Genomic DNA, 20,422 nt, shown 5'->3' on the forward strand with positions numbered 1-20,422 from the left:
AAAAACCACCGTTGAGGTGGTTTTTTATTGAATTTTTTCTAAATCTCGCTGAAATTTCTTTTCAGAGTAAATTTCAAAAGAACCATCAGGTGCTACTAGGAGGTACTCTCCAAGTCGTCCAAAGGCTGGGATACGTACTTGATTGACTACAAGATAAATATTATCCGGATAAGCATTACTCAGCTTATTTGGCGAAATATACAGCCCTAGCCAGTCCAAATGTTTTATTTCTTTAGAAAGGGTATCATGCTCAGCTGGATTTTTTGTAGACATTCCATCAGCAAGTAATTTTTCTTTGGTCTCCTTATTCATTGCAAATTGACCAGACCACGAGAGCTGTCCTTTCTTAAAAGCCTCTTCGACCCACGATTCGTTTGCGGGGTTAGTCAGGCTGATTTGCCAATATTCAACAATTTCATTGCCTAGTTTAGCCTTCATAAAATGCTCCTTATTTTTGTATTCCCCTCTTATTTGTCTTCATTATAGCACTCGCTAAATAAAAGAACAATAAAAAAACGCCTGTCAGTAACAAGGCGTTTGTCTATTTATAAATACAATTATTTTAACTTATCTTTTTCATAAGTATGAACGAGTTCTAGTCCACGGAAATCTTGTTGTTTTAAAGCTTCATAGACAATCATACAAGCACAATTTGATAAATTTAATGACCGAACATGTTCGTCATTCATTGGAATACGAATGCATTCATCACGATGTTCATGCATAAATTCTTCAGGTAAACCTGTATCTTCACGGCCAAACAAGAAGTAGTGATCTTTTTCATCATCGGAGTAATCAACGTCAGAATAAACATGCTCAGCAAATTTACTGACCAAATAGAGTTGTCCTCCGTCATTAATTGAATTCATAAAATCATCTAAATTTTTATGATAGACAATATTTACCTTATCCCAATAGTCTAAACCAGCACGCTTAAGATGCTTATCGGAAATTTCAAAACCAAAGGGTTCAATTAAATGTAAAACGGTATTAGTTGCCGCACAAGTGCGGGCGATATTTCCTGTATTGAAATGAATACGAGGTTCAAAAAGAGCAATATGATTCATGAAATACACTTTCTTAATAACAAAAATTTTACTGACAGCCTTATCAAAAAATCTATGAGTAAAATGTAATTATTTAAGAACATTTTACCATAAGCAGAAGAGCTGTCAGTAAATTAATTAAAGTAAAAAACAAAAAAACTAGACCCCTCGGAGTCAATCTCAGCAAGAAGTCTAGTTGGGGGACTAATTTGCTTTAATCATAACAGGAAAGATTGAAACAAATTAATATAATTGATATCATACCACTTCTTTTGTATTTTGTAAAGAGAAAACTATATTTTTTTGATAAAAAAAAGAAATTATTTTTATGAATGAGTGACCAATATCAAACTTGTCAAAGCGAAAACAGCAAAAATTTGCTATAATAGTAAAAGTAAAAATCAATGAGAGGGGTTGCTATGATAATTGGAATATGGGCAGAAGATGAAGCTGGTCTTATCGGTGAAGCTGATAAAATGCCTTGGTCTTTACCTGCTGAACAACAACATTTTAAAGAAACAACCATGAATCAAGTGATTTTGATGGGACGAAAAACGTTTGAAGGAATGAATAAACGTGTATTGCCAGGGAGAATAAGTATTATTTTAACTCGCGATGAAACTTATCAATCAGATAATGAAAAAGTGCTCATCATGCACAGCCCTAAGGAAGTTCTAGATTGGTACCATAAGCAAAATAAAGACTTATTTATCACAGGAGGAGCTGAAATTTTAGCCCTTTTTGAATCTGAACTTGAATTGCTCTATCGAACAGTTGTTCATGAAAAATTTAAAGGAGATACATATTTTCCAAGTACATTTGACTTTGGGAAATTTAAACTAGTCTCTGAAAAATTTCACGATAAAGATGAGCGGAATTCTTATACTTTTACAATTAAAAAATATGAAAAAGTGAAACAACCATGACAAAATCAATTTTTGGGCTTTTCACAGCTCTCCTTTGTTGGATTAGCATTGTCATCGCGATTCAATGCTTTAGAAAAAAACGTTGGGGTCTGGGAGTATTGTTTTTACTCAATGCTTTTACGAACCTCGTAAATACAATTCACGCTTTTTCTGGAACTTTATTTTAAGAAATAGAAAAAGTGCCTTTTAAGTAAGCCAATAATACTTACTTTTTATGTTAGTGAAATCAGGAATAAAATAACTATGTCAAATACACAAAATCCAAATATACATTGTTCTTTCTGCGGAAAGAGTCAAGATGATGTAAAAAAAATGATTGCCGGTTCAGACGTTTATATTTGTAATGAATGTATTGAACTTTCAACTCGAATCTTAGAAGAAGAATTAAGAGAAGAACAAGATTCAGAAATGCTTGAAGTTAAAACACCTAAAGAAATGTTTGACCATTTAAATGAGTACGTGATAGGTCAAGAAAAAGCAAAACGTGCACTTGCAGTTGCTGTTTATAATCATTACAAACGAATTAATTTTACAGCAAGTAAAATTGCTGAAGATATTGAACTACAAAAATCAAATATTCTATTAATCGGACCTACCGGTTCTGGTAAGACTTTTCTCGCTCAAACTTTAGCGAAATCACTCAATGTTCCGTTTGCGATTGCAGATGCGACAAGTTTAACTGAAGCTGGTTATGTTGGAGAAGACGTTGAAAATATTCTCTTAAAACTTTTACAAGCGAGTGATTTCAATATTGAACGTGCTGAACGCGGAATTATCTATATCGATGAAATTGATAAAATTGCTAAAAAATCTGAAAATGTATCAATTACTCGTGACGTTTCCGGGGAAGGTGTTCAACAAGCCCTTTTGAAAATTATTGAAGGGACAGTAGCTAGCGTTCCACCACAAGGTGGACGTAAACATCCTAATCAAGAAATGATTCAAATTGATACCAAAAATATTTTATTTATTGTTGGTGGAGCTTTTGACGGGATTGAAGAAATTGTCAAACAACGTTTAGGTGAAAAAATTATTGGTTTTGGTGCCAATAATAAAAAATTAAATGACGATGATTCTTATATGCAAGAAATTATTGCCGAGGACATTCAAAAATTCGGATTAATCCCTGAATTTATTGGTCGTCTGCCAATTGTTGCTGCTTTGGAACGTTTGACCGAAGAGGATTTGATTCAAATTTTGACAGAACCTAAAAATGCTTTGATTAAACAATATAAACAACTCCTTTTATTTGATAATGTTGAACTTGAATTTGAAGATGAAGCCCTCATGGCAATTGCTAGAAAAGCAATTGAGCGCAAAACAGGAGCGCGTGGACTTCGTTCAATTATTGAAGAAGTAATGATGGATATCATGTTTGAAGTTCCAAGTCATGAAGAAATTACAAAAGTTATTATTAATGAAGCAGTTGTTGACGGAAAAGCTGAGCCACAAATGATTCGAGAGACCAAGAAAAAATGACCATAAATACAAATAATCTGACAATAACAATTTCAGCAGCATCAAAAAAACAATATCCAGAAAATGATTGGCCAGAAATTGCCTTAGCCGGGCGTTCAAATGTCGGTAAATCAAGTTTTATTAATACTTTACTTAATCGTAAAAACTTTGCCAGAACTTCTGGTCAACCTGGTAAAACACAGTTGCTCAATTTTTATAATATTGATGATCAACTTCATTTCGTTGACGTACCTGGTTACGGCTACGCTCGTGTTTCTAAAAAGGAACGCGAAAAATGGGGTAAAATGATTGAGGAATATTTGACAACAAGAGAAAATTTAAAAGCAGTTGTCAGCTTAGTTGATATTCGTCATGAACCCTCGGAAGATGATTTGATGATGTATGAGTTTTTGAAATATTACCATATTCCAGTGATTTTAGTTGCGACCAAAGCTGATAAAGTTCCACGTGGTAAGTGGAATAAACATGAATCTATTATCAAAAAAGCAATGAAATTTGATAGTACAGATGATTTTATTATCTTTTCTTCTACCGATAAGACAGGATTTGAAGAAGCTTGGGAAGCGATTTTAAGATATCTCTGAAAATAGTGCTATGAAGAGATTCATAGCCTTTTCTACACTTAAAAAGAGGAAATATGTACAAAATAAAACTTAATAATATAAAATTTAGGGCACATATTGGTGTTCTGCCTGAAGAAAAAGTTCTCGGACAAAATCTCGAAATTGATTTAATTGTGGAAACAAATTTTGATTTTTCAGGAAAAGACGAATTAGATGAAACTTTGTCTTATGTTGATTTCTATGAGGCAACAAAAGCAGTTGTAGAATCTTCAAAAGCTGATTTAATTGAACATGTTGCCTTTGAAATTATTCAAGCAGTAAAGGCTACTTCAGAGCGTATAGCAACGGTTGAAGTCCATCTTAGAAAATTAGCCGTACCGATTGAAGGAATTTTTGATTCAGCTGAAATTGAGATGAGAGGCTAAGCTGGTTTTTAAGATAAATATTTTAAAGAGATAGAAAAGAAACAAAATCATAAAAGATTATGTCTAAATGGAGGACTTATGCAAACAACTTATTTAAGCATGGGAAGTAATATTGGTGACCGTCAGTATTATTTACATGAAGCCATTCGTTTATTGGGAAAACACCCTAAAATTATGATTGAAAAAGTATCAAATTTTTATGAAAGTACTCCAGTCGGCGGCGTCAAACAAGATGATTTTACTAATTTGGCATTAAAGGTGGCAACGCTACTTGAACCTTTGGAATTATTATCTTTTATTCATGAAGTTGAGCTATCTTTGAACCGTGAGCGGAAAATTCATTGGGGGCCAAGAACAATTGATATTGATATTATTTTCTATGGTGACTTAGAAATGCAAGAAGAAAACTTGGTTATTCCACATAAAGAAGCTTTTAATCGTCTTTTTGTCTTGAAACCTATTTTTGAATTGATTGATAAAGACTTTAAATATTATGCGTCAATAGAAAAAGCAATAGCCGAACTTTCAGTAAGTGAACAAGAGCTCCATGTGATAAAAGAAGAAAAAACACCGAGAAATCGTATTGAAGATGCCGTTAAAGAGATTCTCTTTGCAGTAGGTGAAAATCCAAATCGAGAAGGATTACTTGAAACTCCAGCGAGAGTAGCTAAAATGTATGAAGAAATTCTTTCATCACAACGCTTAAGCAAGTTTAATGAGTATAAACTTTTTGAAATTGATTCTTCTAAAACGGATTCAATTGTGTTGATTAAAGATATTCCTTTTTATTCAATGTGTGAGCATCATATGTTACCATTTTTTGGGAAAGCTCATGTTGCCTATATCCCAGCTGATGGAAAAATTATTGGCTTGTCAAAAATTCCCCGTTTAGTTGATTATGTTTCGCGCAAACTCTCGGTTCAAGAAAATATCACTCATGATATTGGAGATATTTTGACTGATATTTTGAATCCTAAAGGAGTGGCAGTTCTTGTTGAAGGACGTCATATGTGCGTTGAAATGCGTGGAGTAAAAAAAGTAAATTCTATTACTAAAACTTCTTATTTTTTAGGTGAATTTAAAGAAAATAACGAAAAAAGAATGGAATTTTTAGAAAGTCTTTTATGAAAATCTTAGAACTTAATCAAGAATCTTTTTCTCTTAAAAATATTATCCTAAAATTTGATGAGTTAAATCAAAATGAATTGATTTCTCTTCAAAAAAAACTTTATCGAAATGGTAGTTTGACAAGACTGACTCCAGACTCCTTGTTAGTAGTTTTAACAATTGATGACTTGGCAAAATTGATTAATCTTTTTGAAAATGATGAAGATAAAAAAATGCTTGAAGTGATTTATAAACGTCATCAAATCATTTGGTCAGGTAAAAATTTCAATTTTGATTTAACTAGAAAGTCAATTGTCTATTCAATCGTCAATGTTACACCAGACTCTTTTTATGATGGAAATCCAGATAATTTAAACCTCTCTCATATTCTAAAAAGAGTAGAAGATGATTTAGAAAATGGAGCTTCTGTTCTTGAGTTGGGAGGGAAATCGTCGAAACCAGGATATGACGATATTAGCCCAGAAGAGGAATGGAACAGACTGAAAGAACCTATTCTTGAGTTGAAAAAAAACTTTCCTAAAGCAATTTTTGCTGTCGATACGGACGAAGCTTATGTCATGGAACGAGTTTTAGACGCTGGGGTTGATATTATTAACGATATTGATGGTTTTGATACAAGTGATAAATTAAAAGTGGTAGAAAAGTATCAACCGGCTGTAGTTGCTATGAATAATGGGCGAGCTGGTTTTAGTTATGCTGATAATGTTTATGAAGAACTTCCATTATTTTTTGAAAATAAAAAAGAAGAGTTACTTCAACTTGGTTTAAAAACTGAACAAATCGTTATTGACCCTGGAGTTGGTTTTTTTAATGGAGATTCAGGTTCAGATAGTCTCGAGCGGGTTAAAACAACTGAAATTTTAAGTAGAATAGGTTTACCTCTTATGATTGCAATCTCTCGTAAGTCATTTATGGGAAAACTCTTCAATGCCCAAGGAGAAGAGCGGCTTTTTTCAAGCCTTGTCCTAGAAGCGCAAATGGTTGCTGATGGGGGACGGATTTTGCGTGTTCATGATGTTAAGGAGACTAAACGTTTACTTGATGCAATTGAAATTTATAAGGAATTTTAAAAATGAATGAAGACCTAATTGCTGAAATTCAAGCTTTATCTGCTATTGGAAGTGAAGAAAAAATTTCCGAGATTATTCGATTATTGAAAAATTCGACTTTAGAGCTTCGGGGGAAAAAGAATCCAGATTTACAATTGTCAGCAAGTGCATTAGTTTTTAAAAAGCATAAATTATTTTTTATTGAACACCCTTATCAAAAGGAGCTTTTGCTTCCAGCAGGTCATGTTGAGCTAGGAGAAAAGCCATTGGAAACTGCAATTCGTGAGTTCCATGAAGAAACAGGTTTTTCAGCGTCAGAATCAGGCAAGTTGGTAGATGTTAACTTGATTAATATTCCTTACAACAAAATTAAGAATGAGAAAGAACATCAACACATTGATTTTCGTTTTCTATTGGAACTAAAAGAAAAAGAAGCAGACCTTGCTGAATTGCCTTTTTTTCTTCTTGATAGGACTGAAGCTCCTGATGAATTTAAAAAATATTATCAATACAAAAGATAAAGTAGAAAAGGTCATAAAATGTCTATAGAAGAAGCATTGGAATGGATACATTCACGTTTAAAATTTAATATTCGCCCAGGCCTAAGTCGTGTTTCGGCCCTTTTAGAATTGCTTGGTCATCCAGAAGAGTCTTTGTCAATGATTCACGTTGCTGGAACAAATGGAAAAGGCTCCACAGTCGCTTTTACACGCTCAATCTTTATGCAAGCAGGTCTGAAGGTTGCTTCTTTCACAAGTCCTTTCATCACCACTTTTGGTGAGCGGATGTCGATTAATGCACTCCCGATTGCTGATGATAAATTAATTTATTATGTAGAAATGATCCAACCACTTGTTGCAGAACTTGATAAAGATGCTGAACTGACTGGAATTACCGAATTTGAAATTATCACGGCAATGGCTTTTAAATATTTTGCTGATGAGCAGGTTGATTTAGCGGTTATTGAAGTTGGTTTAGGCGGACTTCTTGATTCAACAAATGTAATTAAACCTGTTGTTTCTGGAATCACAACAATTGGTTTAGATCATATTGATATTCTTGGATCGACGATTGAAGAAATTGCAGCTCAAAAGGCTGGAATTATTAAACCAGGAATTCCAGTAGTTGTTGGAAATATTGAATTAAAAGCACTTCGGGTTATATGGGAAGTGGCTAGAAAAAATACAGCGCGTGTTTATCAATTTCCATATGATTATCGTACGGAAGTGGAAGAACACGAACATTTCAATTTCTTTTCTGGTCAAGAAGCAATATTGGATATTGAAAAATCTTTAGTTGGCTTACATCAAATAGAAAATGCTGGTATGGCTATTGAACTTTCTCTGGTTTATGCAAGTAAGGTTGGGATTGAATTGACTGAGGATGTGATTCGTTCTGGAATTCGTGAGGCTTTTTGGCCAGCTCGTATGGAAAAATTAGGTGAAAAACCACTCATTTTACTGGATGGTGCTCATAATGTTCATGCGATGAATCGTTTGCTTGAAAACCTTAGCTCTGAGTTTCCAGATAAAAAGATTACACTCATTTTCTCAGCCATTACTACAAAAGATATTAGTCAAATGATAAAAATGCTTCAAACTGTGAAAAATTCACATTTGATTTTGACAACTTTTGATTATCCGAAAGCTTTGAATTTGGGAGATTTTCAAAAATTGGAAGAAGAAGGGGTTGAATTGGCTCCAAGTTGGGAATTAGCTTTAGTTCGTGCGCAAAAAAATTTAGCTGAAGATGATTTGTTATTAGTTACAGGCTCTCTCTATTTCTCATCTCAAGTTCGTGAGTTTTTGAAAAAAGAGAAGTAATAACTAAAATAATTTTTTAGTTTTTAAAATTAATAAATAGTTGTAAATTTAAAAAATTCGGCTATAATAAAATAGATTTATAAATTCATTTCTTTCTTTTGAAGAAATGACGAGGAGGAAAAGACAATTTTGATCGTATTAGCAGGTACAATTGGTGCAGGGAAGTCGAGTCTAGCAAAGGCTTTAGGAGAACATTTGAAAACGGATGTTTTTTATGAAGCGGTGGACAATAATCCTGTTCTTGATCTTTATTATCAAGATCCTCAAAAGTATGCTTTCTTGCTACAAATCTATTTTTTGAATAAACGTTTTGAATCAATTAAAATGGCTTATCGTCAGGATAATAACGTGCTTGACCGTTCGATTTTTGAGGATGAACTTTTCCTAACTTTGAACTATAAAAATGGAAATGTAACAAAAACTGAATTGGAAATTTATCAAGATTTATTAGCAAATATGTTAGAAGAACTTGATGGAATGCCCAAAAAACGTCCGGATTTATTGGTTTATATTGATGTATCATTTGAAACAATGCTCTCAAGAATTGCACAACGTGGACGTTCATTTGAACAAATTGAAAATCAAGAAGGACTAAAAGATTATTATGCTCAAGTGCATGATGAATATCCTGATTGGTATAAAAATTACAACATTTCGCCAAAATTGAGAATCGATGGTGATTCTATTGATTTTGTCAATAATCCTGAACATCTTGATGAAGTTTTGGGACAAATCGATAATGAGTTGAAAAAACTAGATTTGCTTTAAAAAATAGTGAAATTATTATTACTGACAAGGCTGTCAGTAATTTTTATTCTTTTAAATTTACTGAGCTTTCTGTCAGTAAATTTTTTTCGATAAAAATGGTATAATATTAAGAAATTGAGCGAAAGTTATTTTTTGAATTATCTTAAAATTTAATTTTTGTTTGAAAAGGAGAAGTGATGACAGTAAATATAGCAATATTGGGGTTTGGGACAGTTGGAACTGGGCTTCCAACTTTAATTTCTGAGAATAAAGAAAAACTATCAAAAATTTTAGATGAAGAAATCGTCATTTCAAAAGTTTTGATGAGAGATGAAAAAGCAATTGAAAAAGCTAAAGCACAGGGTTATCAATATGATTTTGTTCTAACTTTAGAAGAAATTTTGGCTGATTCTGAGATTTCAATTGTTGTTGAGTTGATGGGACGGATTGAACCAGCTAAGACCTACATTACGAAAGTGATTAAAGCGGGTAAAAATGTTGTCACAGCCAATAAGGATTTACTGGCTGTTCATGGAACTGAATTGCGTGCTTTGGCAGAGAAACATCATGTTGCTCTTTATTATGAAGCGGCTGTTGCTGGTGGGATTCCAATCTTAAGAACTTTAGCCAATTCATTTTCATCAGACAAAATCACACATCTTTTAGGAATTCTTAATGGAACAAGTAATTTTATGATGACAAAAATGTCAGAGGAGGCATGGACTTACGACCAATCTTTGGCCAAAGCTCAAGAACTTGGTTATGCTGAATCTGACCCAACAAATGATGTTGACGGAATTGATGCCAGTTATAAATTAGCGATTTTAAGTGAATTTGCTTTCGGAATGACGCTAAGTCCTGATCAAATTTCTAAATCTGGCCTCAGAACAATTCAAAAAACTGACGTTGAGATTGCTCAACAATTTGGTTATGTTTTAAAATTGACAGGTGAAATTAATGAGGTTGAATCAGGAATTTTCGCTGAGGTTAGCCCAACTTTTCTTCCCAAAAGTCATCCATTGGCCAGTGTCAATGGTGTTATGAATGCTGTTTTTATTGAATCAGAGGGAATTGGGGATTCAATGTTCTATGGGGCGGGAGCAGGTCAAAAGCCAACCGCTACGAGTGTTTTAGCTGATATTGTTCGAATTGTTAAGCGGGTAAAAGATGGAACAATTGGGAAATCATTTAATGAATACGCACGTCCAACGAGCTTAGCTAATCCTCATGATATTGTAAATAAATATTATTTTTCCGTTGAAACACCAGATTCAACTGGGCAATTATTGCGCTTGGTGGAGTTATTTACAAGTGAAGATGTCTCTTTTGAACAAGTTTTACAACAAAAAGGTGATGGACATCGCGCAGTTGTTGTGATTATCAGTCATCAGATTAATCGCGTTCAACTTTTGGCCATTCAAGATAAATTAAAAGAAGAAGTAGATTTTAAATTACTTAATTATTTTAAAGTTTTGGGGGACTAGGAAAATGAAAATTATTGTACCAGCGACATCAGCAAATTTAGGCGCAGGTTTTGACTCAATTGGTATTGCGGTCAACTTATATTTGACAGTGGAAGTACTTGAAGAAAGTAATGATTGGAAAATTGACCATGATTTAGGAAATAATATTCCTACTGACGAAAAAAATTTATTACTGACCACGCTGTCAGCAGTTTTGAAAGCTAAAAATTCCAGTCTGTCAGTAAAATATCATTTGAAAATGACTTCGGAAGTTCCTTTAGCAAGAGGTTTGGGTTCATCAAGTTCAGTCATTATAGCTGGTATTGAATTAGCTAATCAACTAGCAAAGCTAAATTTGACAACAGAAGAAAAACTAGAACTTGCTTGTGAAATTGAAGGGCACCCTGATAATGTTGCGCCAGCACTTTTAGGAAATTTAGTTATAGCAAGTACTGTTGCTGACAAAACGAATTATGTTAGCTCAGACTTTCCTTCATGTAAACTTCTAGCTTTTGTTCCAGACTATGAGTTAAAAACTGTTGAAAGTCGAAAAGTTTTACCTAAGGAATTGGCTTATAAAGAGGCCGTTGCTGCCAGCTCTATTGCAAATGTACTGACGGCCAGTCTTTTGACAAAAAATTTAAAAATTGCTGGGCAAATGATAGAGTCTGACCGTTTTCATGAAAATTATCGCGCTTCTTTAGTTCCTGAACTCAAAATTTTGCGAGAAATTGGTCATGAATTTGGTGCTTATGGAACTTATTTATCTGGGGCGGGGCCAACAGTAATGCTCCTTTTACCCGATGATAAGCTGGATTTACTGACAGAAAAAATTAATGAGCAAAATTTATCTGGTCAACTTTATTCCTTGGAAGTTGACAGCAATGGATTACAAGTAGAAGAATCTGTATTATAAATACAGATTTTTTTCTTGATTATTTTACATATAAAATGATATAATCATTAAAGCAAAAAAGAATGTAAAGTAGTTCACTAACTTTCATTTTATTTGTCAGAACAAGGTTTTTGATTGATCATTTTTTTAAAGTTAAAAGTAATGAATAATTAAATTTCTTTTATTGACAGGAAATGTGATTTAAATGAAAAACCATTATTGCCCTACTGTCCGCTTTTTTAAAGCAAGAGTTTAAAAAGAAAAGGAAACTCAAATGGCTCAAACAAAAAAGGCAAAAGTCAGAAATCTGATTATTGCTGCGATGCTAACTGCACTTGGAATTTTAATTCCAATGATTATGCCGGCTAAAATTATTATTGGTCCTGCATCATTCACGCTTGCCTCACATGTTCCCGTAATGGCTGCCATGTTTTTCAGTCCATTAATGACCGCTTTTGTTGCTCTAGGAACTACCCTAGGATTTATGATTAGTATTCCGGTACCAACTATCTGGTTGCGTGCCCTTATGCATCTCCCTGTAATGACAGTGGGTGCTTATGTCCTAAAGAAACATCCTGAACTTGTTCATCAAAAAGTTAAAATCCAAATTTTTAATTTTATTCTCGGTATTTTTCATGCTGGTTTGGAAACTTTAGTAGTTTATGTTTTTTATTCTTTAGGATTTGCAAATATTGATCAAGCTGCTCTACTTAATCTTCTATTATTGATTGGTTTTGGTGGTCTTGTACACAGTATGATTGATTTCAATTTAGCGCTTGGTTTGTGCAATGTTTTGAGCAAAGCCTTCCCAATTGATATCTTCGATAAAGCTAAAGGTTTCTTGAATAAAAAGAAAGTTAAAGCCGAAATTTAAGACAAAATTGTCATCTTTAATAGAAAATGATAAAATAAGGATATGATAAAAGAAACTGACCTTGAAAATATCCCAGATTTGCTGGTTAAATTTAATGAACCATTATCAAAATATACTTATACAAAAGTAGGTGGACCAGCAGATATCTTAGCTTTTCCAGCTACAATTGAAGCACTGACAGAATTATTAGTCAAAGCAAAATCAACTGACACAGCAGTTACTGTGCTTGGAAATGCTTCAAATTTGATTGTGCGTGATGGTGGAATTCGTGGCCTTGTGATTTTACTTGAAAAATTAGAGTCAGTAAAAGTGGCTGGCTATACGATTGAAGCTCAAGCTGGTGCAAAATTAAAAGAAGTAACACAAGTGGCACAAGCAAATTCACTGACAGGTTTTGAATTTGCCTGCGGAATTCCAGGTTCAATTGGCGGTGCTGTTTTCATGAATGCTGGAGCTTATGGTGGCGAAATTTCTCAAGTTTTGGTAAGTTGCAAAGTTATGGATACTGACGGAAACATTTCGGTTCTGACTGCAAGTGAAATGCAATTTGGCTACCGTCATTCTGTCATTCGTGACAAAAATTTGGTTGTTTTGTCAGCAAAATTTGAACTCCAAGCAGGTGATCCGACTCAAATTCAAAATGAAATGAATCGACTCAATTTCCTGCGTGAAAGTAAACAACCCTTGGAATATCCAAGTTGCGGTTCAGTTTTCAAACGCCCAGTCGGTCATTTTGCGGGACAATTAATCCAAGAAGCTAATCTACAAGGCGTACGCATTGGCGGTGTTGAAGTTAGCAAAAAACATGCAGGTTTCATGGTTAATGTTGCAAATGGAAATGCGACAGATTACGAAAAACTTATCGCACATGTTATTGATAAAGTGAAAGAAAACTCAGGGGTCACTCTTGAACCTGAAGTTAGAATAATCGGTGAAAAATAAGACAGGATTTTCCTGTCTTTTTCAAATTTCAACTTGATAAATCATCTAATTTAAGCTATAATTAATGATGTTCTGTGCATATACAGAAGATTTGACCGCTCAATTTTACTGACGAATAAGCCGTCAGCAAATTAGAACTTTCTATCTGCCAATTTAATGGTTGAATTCTGGATTTAATTTACTGATAGAAATTTCAGCAAAGCTGAAACTTCCCTTATCCACCGATTCAATGACTTCCTTTGGTCGCATTGAACTGACGAAACTAAAAATTTCTCAAAAATACTTTTCGTCAGTAAAAATAACATCTCGTCAGTAAAATATTGACGATTTGTCAGTAAAAATTGAGCCAAGGCCAGACGGACAGCCGGGTCAAAAGCCGAAATTGGCGACTTTCGTTGCCTTATTGATTAACTCTTTTTAGGAGTTATGGGGAATATAAAAGCCCCACCCAAGAAAAACACGCTTTGGCGCATCAATAAGAGTATTAAAAGTTCTTCTGCTGTATAGACTCTGCACTAGATTTTTCTGTTTGTCCTTTTGGAATCAGAAAACTTAAATTGATGATGAAACCAAGCGTTGGCTTGGTTTTTTATATTACTTACAAGCAACTTTACGGCTTATCACATCTTTATATTCAAAGGAATTAAAAAAATGTCAAAAACAATTATCGAATTTAAAAATGTCAGTAAAACTTATGCTGACACTGATACAACCGTTCTTAAAGATATTTCATTTGAACTAGAAGAAGGGAAATTTTATACTCTTTTAGGCGCGTCAGGTTCAGGAAAATCAACAATTTTAAATATTATTGCGGGGCTTCTTGATGCAACCGATGGTGATGTTATTCTTGATAATAAAAGAATTAATGACTTACCCGCAAATAAACGAAATGTTCATACGATTTTTCAATCCTATGCTCTTTTTCCAAATATGAACGTTTTTGATAACGTCGCTTTCGCTCTTAAAATTAAAGGAGTAGATAAAAAGGAAATTGCTAAACGTGTCTCTGAGAGTTTAAAACTCGTGCGCTTAGATGGCTTTGAAAAGCGTTCAATTACTAAATTATCAGGAGGGCAAAAACAAAGGGTAGCTATTGCCCGTGCCATAATTGATCGCCCTAAAGTTCTCTTACTTGATGAATCTCTTTCAGCACTTGATATGAAACTCAGAAAAGATATGCAATATGAATTAAGAGAGCTACAACAAAGTCTTGGAATTACATTTATCTTTGTTACGCATGACCAAGAAGAAGCGCTAGCAATGTCTGATTGGGTCTTCATCATGAATGAAGGCGAAATTGTGCAATCAGGGACTCCAACTGATATTTATGATGAACCAATTAATCATTTTGTTGCTGATTTCATTGGAGAATCAAACATTCTAAACGGGAGAATGATCGAAGACTACCTCGTTGAATTTAATGGTCAGAAATTTGAAGCTGTCGATGGTGGGATGCGTAAAAATGAACCAATTGAGGTTGTTATTCGCCCTGAAGATATCTGGTTTACACTTCCTGACGAAGGTAAATTCAATGTAAAAGTAGATACTCAACTCTTTCGTGGCGTCCATTATGAAATTGTAGCCTACGATGAATTTAATAACGAATGGCTCATTCATTCAACACATAAAGCCATTGTTGGAGAAAGAGTTGGACTCGATTTTGACCCAGAAGCCATTCACATCATGCGTCTTAATGAAACCGAAGAAGAATTTGACGCACGTATTGAAGAATATGTTGAAGAAGAAGAAACGGTCGGTTTAGCTAATGCTGTCGAAGAAGAAAATGCCGAAGAAGAAGCTGCCATTCAAGAAGCCGTTAAAGAAGCGCTTGAAAACACGATGGAATTGACAGAGCTTGCTGAAACAGTGAATGAAATTTTACAAAAGCAAGAGAATGAATCTGAGTCAGAAAATAAAGAAAGTGGGGCCAATCAGTGACCAAAAGAATTTATTCTGTTCCCTATTTTCTCTGGATTCTTTTCTTTGTTATCGTCCCTTTGGCCATGCTTTTATGGCAATCATTTTTTGATTTAAATGGTCACTTTACCCTTAACAATTATATCCTCTATTTTTCTAGCGGAACTTACCTCTTAATGACTTGGAACTCTATTCTCTACGCATTGATTATTACTGTAGCGACCCTTGTCATCTCCTACCCCGTAGCCTATGTTTTGACCAAACTAAAAATGAAACAATTTTGGCTCATGCTTATTATTTTACCTACATGGGTTAACTTGTTACTTAAAGCTTATGCCTTTATTGGAATTTTTGGTAAATATGGTTCAGTTAATAACTTTTTACAGTTTTTGGGAATTGGACGGACACAGATTTTATTTACTGACCTAAGTTTTATTTTGGTCGCATCATATATTTCCATTCCCTTTATGGTTTTACCAATTTTTAATGCTTTAAATGATTTAGATGATAATTTGGTAAATGCGAGTGCCGATTTAGGTGCCTCACGTTTGCAAACTTTTACTCAAGTGATTTGGCCACTTTCATTAAACGGTGTTAGAGCTGGAGTGCAGGCTGTCTTTATTCCTAGTTTGTCACTCTTCATGTTGACGCGTTTAATCGGTGGGAATAAAGTCATCACACTCGGTACGGCCGTTGAAGAACACTTCCTAACGACACAAAACTGGGGAATGGGTTCAACCATTGCTGTTGTCTTAGTTGTAGCCATGTTGATTGTCATGAGAATGACGAAAGAAAGGAGAGATTGATTTGCAAAAGAAAAATTCACTTGGTAAAGTTTACCTCACCTTTGTCCTCATCCTTTTATATGCACCTATTTTTTACCTTATTTTTTACTCATTCAACTCCGGAAGTGATATGAGCAAATTTACAGGTTTCACATTAGATAATTTCAAAACGTTATTTGCTGACAGTCGTCTAATTCTGATTGTTGTTCAAACTTTCTTTCTCGCCTTTTTAAGCTCACTGATTGCTACAGTTATTGGAACAATTGGAGCTTTGAACCTTGTTAAATTCAAGAGAAGACGTCGTGAAACTTTACTGGGCTTAAATAATGTCTTAATGGTTTCCCCAGACGTTGTCATCGGTGCTTCCTTCCTAATTTTATTTACAATTGTTGGAATGAAACTTGGTTTTATGTCTGTTTTACTCAGTCATATTGCCTTCTCTATCCCTATTGTTGTTTTGATGGTAATGCCGCTTTATCAAGAAATGGATAGTTCACTCATTGACGCCGCAAATGATTTAGGGGCAAATTCAAGTCAAATAATGCGTGAAATTACCCTGCCTTATTTAACACCGGGAATTATTGCTGGTTTCTTTATGGCATTTACTTATTCTTTAGATGATTTTGCCGTCACTTTCTTTGTCACAGGAAATGATTTCACAACCCTATCAGTTGAAATCTATTCCAGAGCTCGCGCCGGAATTTCTTTAGAAATTAATGCCCTTTCTACCCTTGTATTTCTCTTTTCAATTCTATTAGTTATAGGCTATTATTATATTATGAGAGATTCAGAAACTGTTGGAAAATCTTCAAATCTGACTTAAAACTATTTTACTGATACTTTGTAGCTCAAAGTATAGAAAGGAGAAACTTGAAAAAAATATTATACTTCTTTGTAGGAATTTTGATTATTACTGCCTCGTTAGGACTGATTACTAATAGAATGAAAGCTGCTGATGGAGTCAAAACTCAAAATAATAGCCTGACCATTTTTAACTGGGGAGAGTATATCGACCCAGACTTGATTAGTAAATTTCAAAAAGAAACAGGTTATAAAGTAAACTATATGACCTTCGATTCCAATGAAGCCATGTATTCAAAAGTCAAACAAGGAGGAACAGCTTATGACCTGATTGTTCCTTCCGATTACATGATTGAAAAAATGGCCAAAGAAAATTTGCTCATTAAGCTAGACCATAGTAAAATTAAAGGTTTGAAAGATGATGACCCTAAACTCCTCAATCCGGCTTTTGACCAAGGAAATCACTATTCTGTTCCATACTTCTGGGGAACATTAGGGATTGTTTATAATTCAAAAACAGTAACAAGGCCACCAAAAACGTGGAATGATATCTGGTCACCAACTTACAAAAACTCAATTTTACTGACAGACAGTGTGCGTGACGTTATGGCGATGGTCCTTAGTAAACATGGATATTCATTAAATACAACCAACCAAAAAGAGCTAGATATAGCCTATCAAGACCTTCTAAAACTTACGCCAAATGTAAAAGCAATTCTGGGTGATGAAATCATGAATTACATGATTAATAATGAAACACCTTTAGCCGTTGTTTATAGCGGACAAGCAGCAGAGATGACCTCTGAAAATAAAAACTTGAAATACGTTATCCCCGAGCGAACAAATATTTGGTATGACAATTTGGCCATTCCAAAAACAGCTAAAAACGTCAAAGCGGCTTACGCTTTTATTAATTTCATGCAAGAACCCAAAAATGCAGCCCAAAATGCGCAGTGGATTGGTTATGCAACCCCAAATTTGAAAGCCAAAGCCCTCTTACCCAAAGAAATTCGAGATAATAAATCCTTTTATCCAGATGAAGCAACCATCAAAGACGATGAAGCCTACAAAAACCTTAATCCATATTGGACTGGAATTTATAATGATTTATATTTAGAATTTAAAATGAATAAATAAAAAAGAATCATAAGAATACTCTCTTATCGTTATTCATTGAATTTAGCTTTATTAGAAGAAGTCAATCAAAATTAAAATAGTTTTCGATAACCGATAGAAATGGACAAATTTTTCAGTGCATTTTTGCAGGTATAAAATTTAAAAAGTTTTAACATTCCTTAGGGAATGTTTTTTGATTTATAGAAAATTTTTTATCATCAAATGAGTGATATTGAAGGTGACTATATCAATAACTCAGGGTTAACTGAAGAAAATGAACAAGCAGATAGAAATGGAACAATTAGTTTAGGAGATGTCATTCAGTTTGATTGAACCATATATCACACATGGAAATGTAAAATAAACAGAAGAAAAGATATGAGATGAATTTTGAAAATTTGATACTGAAAGAAAAGATGTGTGTATTGTGGATAGGCTTTCTTTTGTTACTGCAATGGCGCGTGGCAAAGAAAAGGCTGAGAGTTGGTTTATTTAAATGGTATAGATAAGACAAATGCATTAAGAATTAATGAATCAATAACACTTATAAAAATAACATTAAATTTTGCTTAGATAAAATAAATAAAGTATCCAATAAATTTTGATATAATTAGATAAATAGTATTATTTTATGGAGATTATGGAGAAATATTTTATGTCACTTGCGACAATCTATAGTTTGATGGGAACACTAATAACGATAAACACATTGCTTGCCCTTGTGACAATTTTTCGGAAACCTAGGTCTATTGCCAGTATTTTTGCGTGGTCTATGTTCTTGTTCTTTTTACCAGGGGTTGGTTTCCTTGGCTATCTTTTTTTAGGAAGAGGGCTTGATCGAACAACAACAAATCGTTTTGAAGAAGAAAATAAATATAATCTGTCTATTCTTGCCCAAAGGGTGCGTGAAAATAATGAAAAATTTGAGCCAAAAGAAATGGCACCCCATGAAAGATTACTGAAAAGGTATTTTAATAATATCGAACGTACACCACTTTGTCGTGGGAATAAAGTGAATTTTTATCTGAATGGAGAAGATAAATTTTCAGCCTTGTTTGACGACATAAAGAATGCTAAAGATAATATTCATGTAGAGTACTATGCATTCTTTAATGACAAAATTGGAACTGCTTTTCGCGATCATCTAATTGAAAAAGCTAAAGAAGGGGTGGAAGTTAGAGTAGTTTACGATCCATGGGGAGGAAAAACGAGAAAAGATTTCTTTAAACCTTTGGAAGAGGCAGGAGGTAAGGTCACAGCCTTTATCACATCGCGTAATACACTAACAAAAACCCGACTTAACTATCATTTACATCGTAAAATTGTAGTGATAGATGGTCAAATTGGTTGGACTGGCGGTTTTAATGTTGGTGATCAATATATTTATAACAGTAAAAAGTTTGGCTTCTGGCGTGATACACACGGTAGAATTGTGGGTACAGCAGCTTTTGGTCTTCAAGAAACATTTATTCGAGATTGGAATGTTTCAGTCAGAGATCCTAAAGATAAGCTCGAACGAGAAGATTCATATTTTGTGGTACCAGAAGAAGAAGGGAACATTGATATTCAGATTGTCGCTAACGGACCAGAGAGTGATAATAAAACCTTAAGAACAGGTTTTATTAAAATGATCATGGATGCGGAAGACTATATTTGGCTTCAATCGCCTTACTTGATACCTGATGACTCGATGATAACGGCGCTTGTAGCAGCGGCGAATTCTGGTGTTGATGTAAGAATCATGATTCCCAATATGCCAGATCATCCGTTTATTTTTAGAGCAACACAATATTACGCAAATTATCTGCATAAACACGGTGTGAAAATATACAATTATACAAATGGCTTCATACACTCTAAAACCCTTGTAATGGATGGAAAATTAGGTGTATTTGGCACAACTAATCAAGATATTCGTAGTTATGAATTAAATTTTGAGATAAGTGCCTTTTGTTATGATGAAACTATAGCAAAAGAGATGAGAAGGACCTTTGAGGGAGACTTAAGAAATTCTAAGCTACTTACCGATGAAGAAATTGCCCAACAATCTATCTGGCTTAAAATCAAGCAAAACTTTTCGAGATTACTTAGTCCGATATTATAAATGGTCCTGTATATAAGGCTTAATAAGGATGAATTGACTCTTTTAAAATACATGAATATTGAAAAATAAAAACCACTTGAAAATTTTAGTGGTTTTTATTTTGTAGTAATTCTCCCTATAACTGAAAGTCAATTATCCAAGAGTAGAGTAATAGATGCTACAAATCATTCATACTCACTAAGGCTATGATTGTCTATTAAAAGTCAAAAGGTTTGCTGAACTTATCGAGCATGTTTTTTTAGCTACTGCATGAGGCGACGTTTTTACTTGTCTGATATTGAACAAATAAAAATCTTTTATAATCAATAAATAATTTAAAAGCTAAAAAGTTATTAGAAT

Annotated in this window: 20 protein-coding genes; 18 read left to right on the forward strand and 2 right to left on the reverse strand. The window is 33.8% G+C overall.

Annotated features, from left to right (window positions below; genetic code table 11):
- Positions 1–24: 24 nt before the first annotated feature.
- Complete coding sequence (locus tag AB6B24_RS03405) at positions 25–438, reverse strand: hypothetical protein (protein ID WP_311918999.1); 414 nt, start codon at positions 436–438, stop codon at positions 25–27.
- 119 nt (positions 439–557) lie between these two features.
- Positions 558–1,067: a tRNA (cytidine(34)-2'-O)-methyltransferase gene (locus AB6B24_RS03410; RefSeq protein ID WP_010905785.1), complete on the reverse strand. Its 510-nt coding sequence runs from the start codon at positions 1,065–1,067 to the stop codon at positions 558–560.
- A gap of 398 nt (positions 1,068–1,465) precedes the next feature.
- On the opposite strand from AB6B24_RS03410, the gene AB6B24_RS03415 reads away from it, so the two are divergent.
- The 18 genes from AB6B24_RS03415 to cls all read left to right on the forward strand — a co-directional run bounded on the left by AB6B24_RS03415 (position 1,466) and on the right by cls (position 20,083).
- Positions 1,466–1,972, forward strand: a complete 507-nt coding sequence (locus AB6B24_RS03415) for a dihydrofolate reductase (protein ID WP_029343872.1) — start codon at positions 1,466–1,468, stop codon at positions 1,970–1,972.
- A 243-nt stretch (positions 1,973–2,215) separates the two neighbouring features.
- The gene (gene clpX / locus AB6B24_RS03420; RefSeq protein WP_057720252.1) at positions 2,216–3,451 is read left to right on the forward strand and encodes an ATP-dependent Clp protease ATP-binding subunit ClpX; all 1,236 of its coding nucleotides are present in this window, start codon (positions 2,216–2,218) and stop codon (positions 3,449–3,451) included.
- The gene (gene yihA, locus AB6B24_RS03425) at positions 3,448–4,035 is read left to right on the forward strand and encodes a ribosome biogenesis GTP-binding protein YihA/YsxC (protein WP_010905788.1); all 588 of its coding nucleotides are present in this window, start codon (positions 3,448–3,450) and stop codon (positions 4,033–4,035) included. Before clpX ends, yihA begins: the two co-directional genes overlap by 4 nt.
- 53 nt (positions 4,036–4,088) lie before the next feature.
- Positions 4,089–4,439 (forward strand): dihydroneopterin aldolase, encoded by a 351-nt coding sequence (gene folB, locus AB6B24_RS03430; RefSeq protein WP_311802619.1) that lies wholly within the window; start codon positions 4,089–4,091, stop codon positions 4,437–4,439.
- 78 nt (positions 4,440–4,517) lie between these two features.
- Positions 4,518–5,567: a GTP cyclohydrolase I FolE gene (folE, locus tag AB6B24_RS03435; protein WP_039115398.1), complete on the forward strand. Its 1,050-nt coding sequence runs from the start codon at positions 4,518–4,520 to the stop codon at positions 5,565–5,567.
- Entirely contained in the window at positions 5,564–6,637 is a 1,074-nt protein-coding gene (gene folP / locus AB6B24_RS03440; protein ID WP_311918998.1) for a dihydropteroate synthase, read from the forward strand. Before folE ends, folP begins: the two co-directional genes overlap by 4 nt.
- 2 nt (positions 6,638–6,639) lie before the next feature.
- Positions 6,640–7,137, forward strand: a complete 498-nt coding sequence (locus AB6B24_RS03445; RefSeq protein ID WP_098383820.1) for an NUDIX domain-containing protein — start codon at positions 6,640–6,642, stop codon at positions 7,135–7,137.
- Between the two features lie 18 nt (positions 7,138–7,155).
- The gene (locus AB6B24_RS03450) at positions 7,156–8,439 is read left to right on the forward strand and encodes a folylpolyglutamate synthase/dihydrofolate synthase family protein (RefSeq protein WP_311918997.1); all 1,284 of its coding nucleotides are present in this window, start codon (positions 7,156–7,158) and stop codon (positions 8,437–8,439) included.
- Between the two features lie 126 nt (positions 8,440–8,565).
- A complete protein-coding gene (locus AB6B24_RS03455) occupies positions 8,566–9,207 on the forward strand; it encodes a deoxynucleoside kinase (protein ID WP_032398530.1) in 642 nt (213 codons plus the stop codon).
- 176 nt (positions 9,208–9,383) lie between these two features.
- Complete coding sequence (locus AB6B24_RS03460; protein ID WP_311918996.1) at positions 9,384–10,670, forward strand: homoserine dehydrogenase; 1,287 nt, start codon at positions 9,384–9,386, stop codon at positions 10,668–10,670.
- A 4-nt stretch (positions 10,671–10,674) separates the two neighbouring features.
- Positions 10,675–11,565, forward strand: coding sequence for a homoserine kinase (thrB, locus tag AB6B24_RS03465; RefSeq protein WP_311918995.1), 891 nt, complete (start codon positions 10,675–10,677; stop codon positions 11,563–11,565).
- Positions 11,566–11,818: 253 nt separating this feature from the next.
- Entirely contained in the window at positions 11,819–12,418 is a 600-nt protein-coding gene (gene niaX / locus AB6B24_RS03470; RefSeq protein ID WP_003132120.1) for a niacin ECF transporter S component NiaX, read from the forward strand.
- 42 nt (positions 12,419–12,460) lie between these two features.
- On the forward strand, positions 12,461–13,360 hold the full coding sequence (gene murB, locus AB6B24_RS03475; RefSeq protein ID WP_010905790.1) for a UDP-N-acetylmuramate dehydrogenase: 900 nt from the start codon (positions 12,461–12,463) through the stop codon (positions 13,358–13,360).
- 651 nt (positions 13,361–14,011) lie between these two features.
- Positions 14,012–15,298, forward strand: a complete 1,287-nt coding sequence (locus tag AB6B24_RS03480; RefSeq protein ID WP_311802625.1) for an ABC transporter ATP-binding protein — start codon at positions 14,012–14,014, stop codon at positions 15,296–15,298.
- Complete coding sequence (locus AB6B24_RS03485) at positions 15,295–16,083, forward strand: ABC transporter permease (protein WP_311802626.1); 789 nt, start codon at positions 15,295–15,297, stop codon at positions 16,081–16,083. Before AB6B24_RS03480 ends, AB6B24_RS03485 begins: the two co-directional genes overlap by 4 nt.
- A gap of 1 nt (position 16,084) precedes the next feature.
- Positions 16,085–16,885 carry an ABC transporter permease gene (locus tag AB6B24_RS03490; protein WP_029343880.1) on the forward strand — a complete coding sequence of 267 codons (801 nt, stop codon included), beginning with the start codon at positions 16,085–16,087 and terminating at the stop codon, positions 16,883–16,885.
- A 47-nt stretch (positions 16,886–16,932) separates the two neighbouring features.
- The gene (locus tag AB6B24_RS03495; protein ID WP_311802627.1) at positions 16,933–18,000 is read left to right on the forward strand and encodes an ABC transporter substrate-binding protein; all 1,068 of its coding nucleotides are present in this window, start codon (positions 16,933–16,935) and stop codon (positions 17,998–18,000) included.
- A 634-nt stretch (positions 18,001–18,634) separates the two neighbouring features.
- The gene (gene cls, locus AB6B24_RS03500) at positions 18,635–20,083 is read left to right on the forward strand and encodes a cardiolipin synthase (protein WP_369164170.1); all 1,449 of its coding nucleotides are present in this window, start codon (positions 18,635–18,637) and stop codon (positions 20,081–20,083) included.
- Positions 20,084–20,422 lie beyond the last annotated feature (339 nt).

Source organism: Lactococcus sp. AK05, assembly GCF_041026685.1.
GTDB lineage: Bacteria > Bacillota > Bacilli > Lactobacillales > Streptococcaceae > Lactococcus > Lactococcus lactis.

What these genes read in the sequence shown, in the direction of transcription:
- folB (WP_311802619.1), top strand. Translation starts at nt 4,089, where the DNA reads ATGTACAAAATAAAACTTAATAATATAAAATTTAGGGCACATATTGGT.
- AB6B24_RS03450 (WP_311918997.1), top strand. Translation starts at nt 7,156, where the DNA reads ATGTCTATAGAAGAAGCATTGGAATGGATACATTCACGTTTAAAATTT.
- cls (WP_369164170.1), top strand. Translation starts at nt 18,635, where the DNA reads ATGTCACTTGCGACAATCTATAGTTTGATGGGAACACTAATAACGATA.
- AB6B24_RS03460 (WP_311918996.1), top strand. Translation starts at nt 9,384, where the DNA reads ATGACAGTAAATATAGCAATATTGGGGTTTGGGACAGTTGGAACTGGG.
- AB6B24_RS03445 (WP_098383820.1), top strand. Translation starts at nt 6,640, where the DNA reads ATGAATGAAGACCTAATTGCTGAAATTCAAGCTTTATCTGCTATTGGA.
- AB6B24_RS03480 (WP_311802625.1), top strand. Translation starts at nt 14,012, where the DNA reads ATGTCAAAAACAATTATCGAATTTAAAAATGTCAGTAAAACTTATGCT.
- thrB (WP_311918995.1), top strand. Translation starts at nt 10,675, where the DNA reads ATGAAAATTATTGTACCAGCGACATCAGCAAATTTAGGCGCAGGTTTT.
- murB (WP_010905790.1), top strand. Translation starts at nt 12,461, where the DNA reads ATGATAAAAGAAACTGACCTTGAAAATATCCCAGATTTGCTGGTTAAA.
- niaX (WP_003132120.1), top strand. Translation starts at nt 11,819, where the DNA reads ATGGCTCAAACAAAAAAGGCAAAAGTCAGAAATCTGATTATTGCTGCG.
- AB6B24_RS03415 (WP_029343872.1), top strand. Translation starts at nt 1,466, where the DNA reads ATGATAATTGGAATATGGGCAGAAGATGAAGCTGGTCTTATCGGTGAA.
- AB6B24_RS03405 (WP_311918999.1), bottom strand. Translation starts at nt 438, where the DNA reads ATGAAGGCTAAACTAGGCAATGAAATTGTTGAATATTGGCAAATCAGC.
- yihA (WP_010905788.1), top strand. Translation starts at nt 3,448, where the DNA reads ATGACCATAAATACAAATAATCTGACAATAACAATTTCAGCAGCATCA.
- AB6B24_RS03410 (WP_010905785.1), bottom strand. Translation starts at nt 1,067, where the DNA reads ATGAATCATATTGCTCTTTTTGAACCTCGTATTCATTTCAATACAGGA.
- clpX (WP_057720252.1), top strand. Translation starts at nt 2,216, where the DNA reads ATGTCAAATACACAAAATCCAAATATACATTGTTCTTTCTGCGGAAAG.
- folE (WP_039115398.1), top strand. Translation starts at nt 4,518, where the DNA reads ATGCAAACAACTTATTTAAGCATGGGAAGTAATATTGGTGACCGTCAG.
- folP (WP_311918998.1), top strand. Translation starts at nt 5,564, where the DNA reads ATGAAAATCTTAGAACTTAATCAAGAATCTTTTTCTCTTAAAAATATT.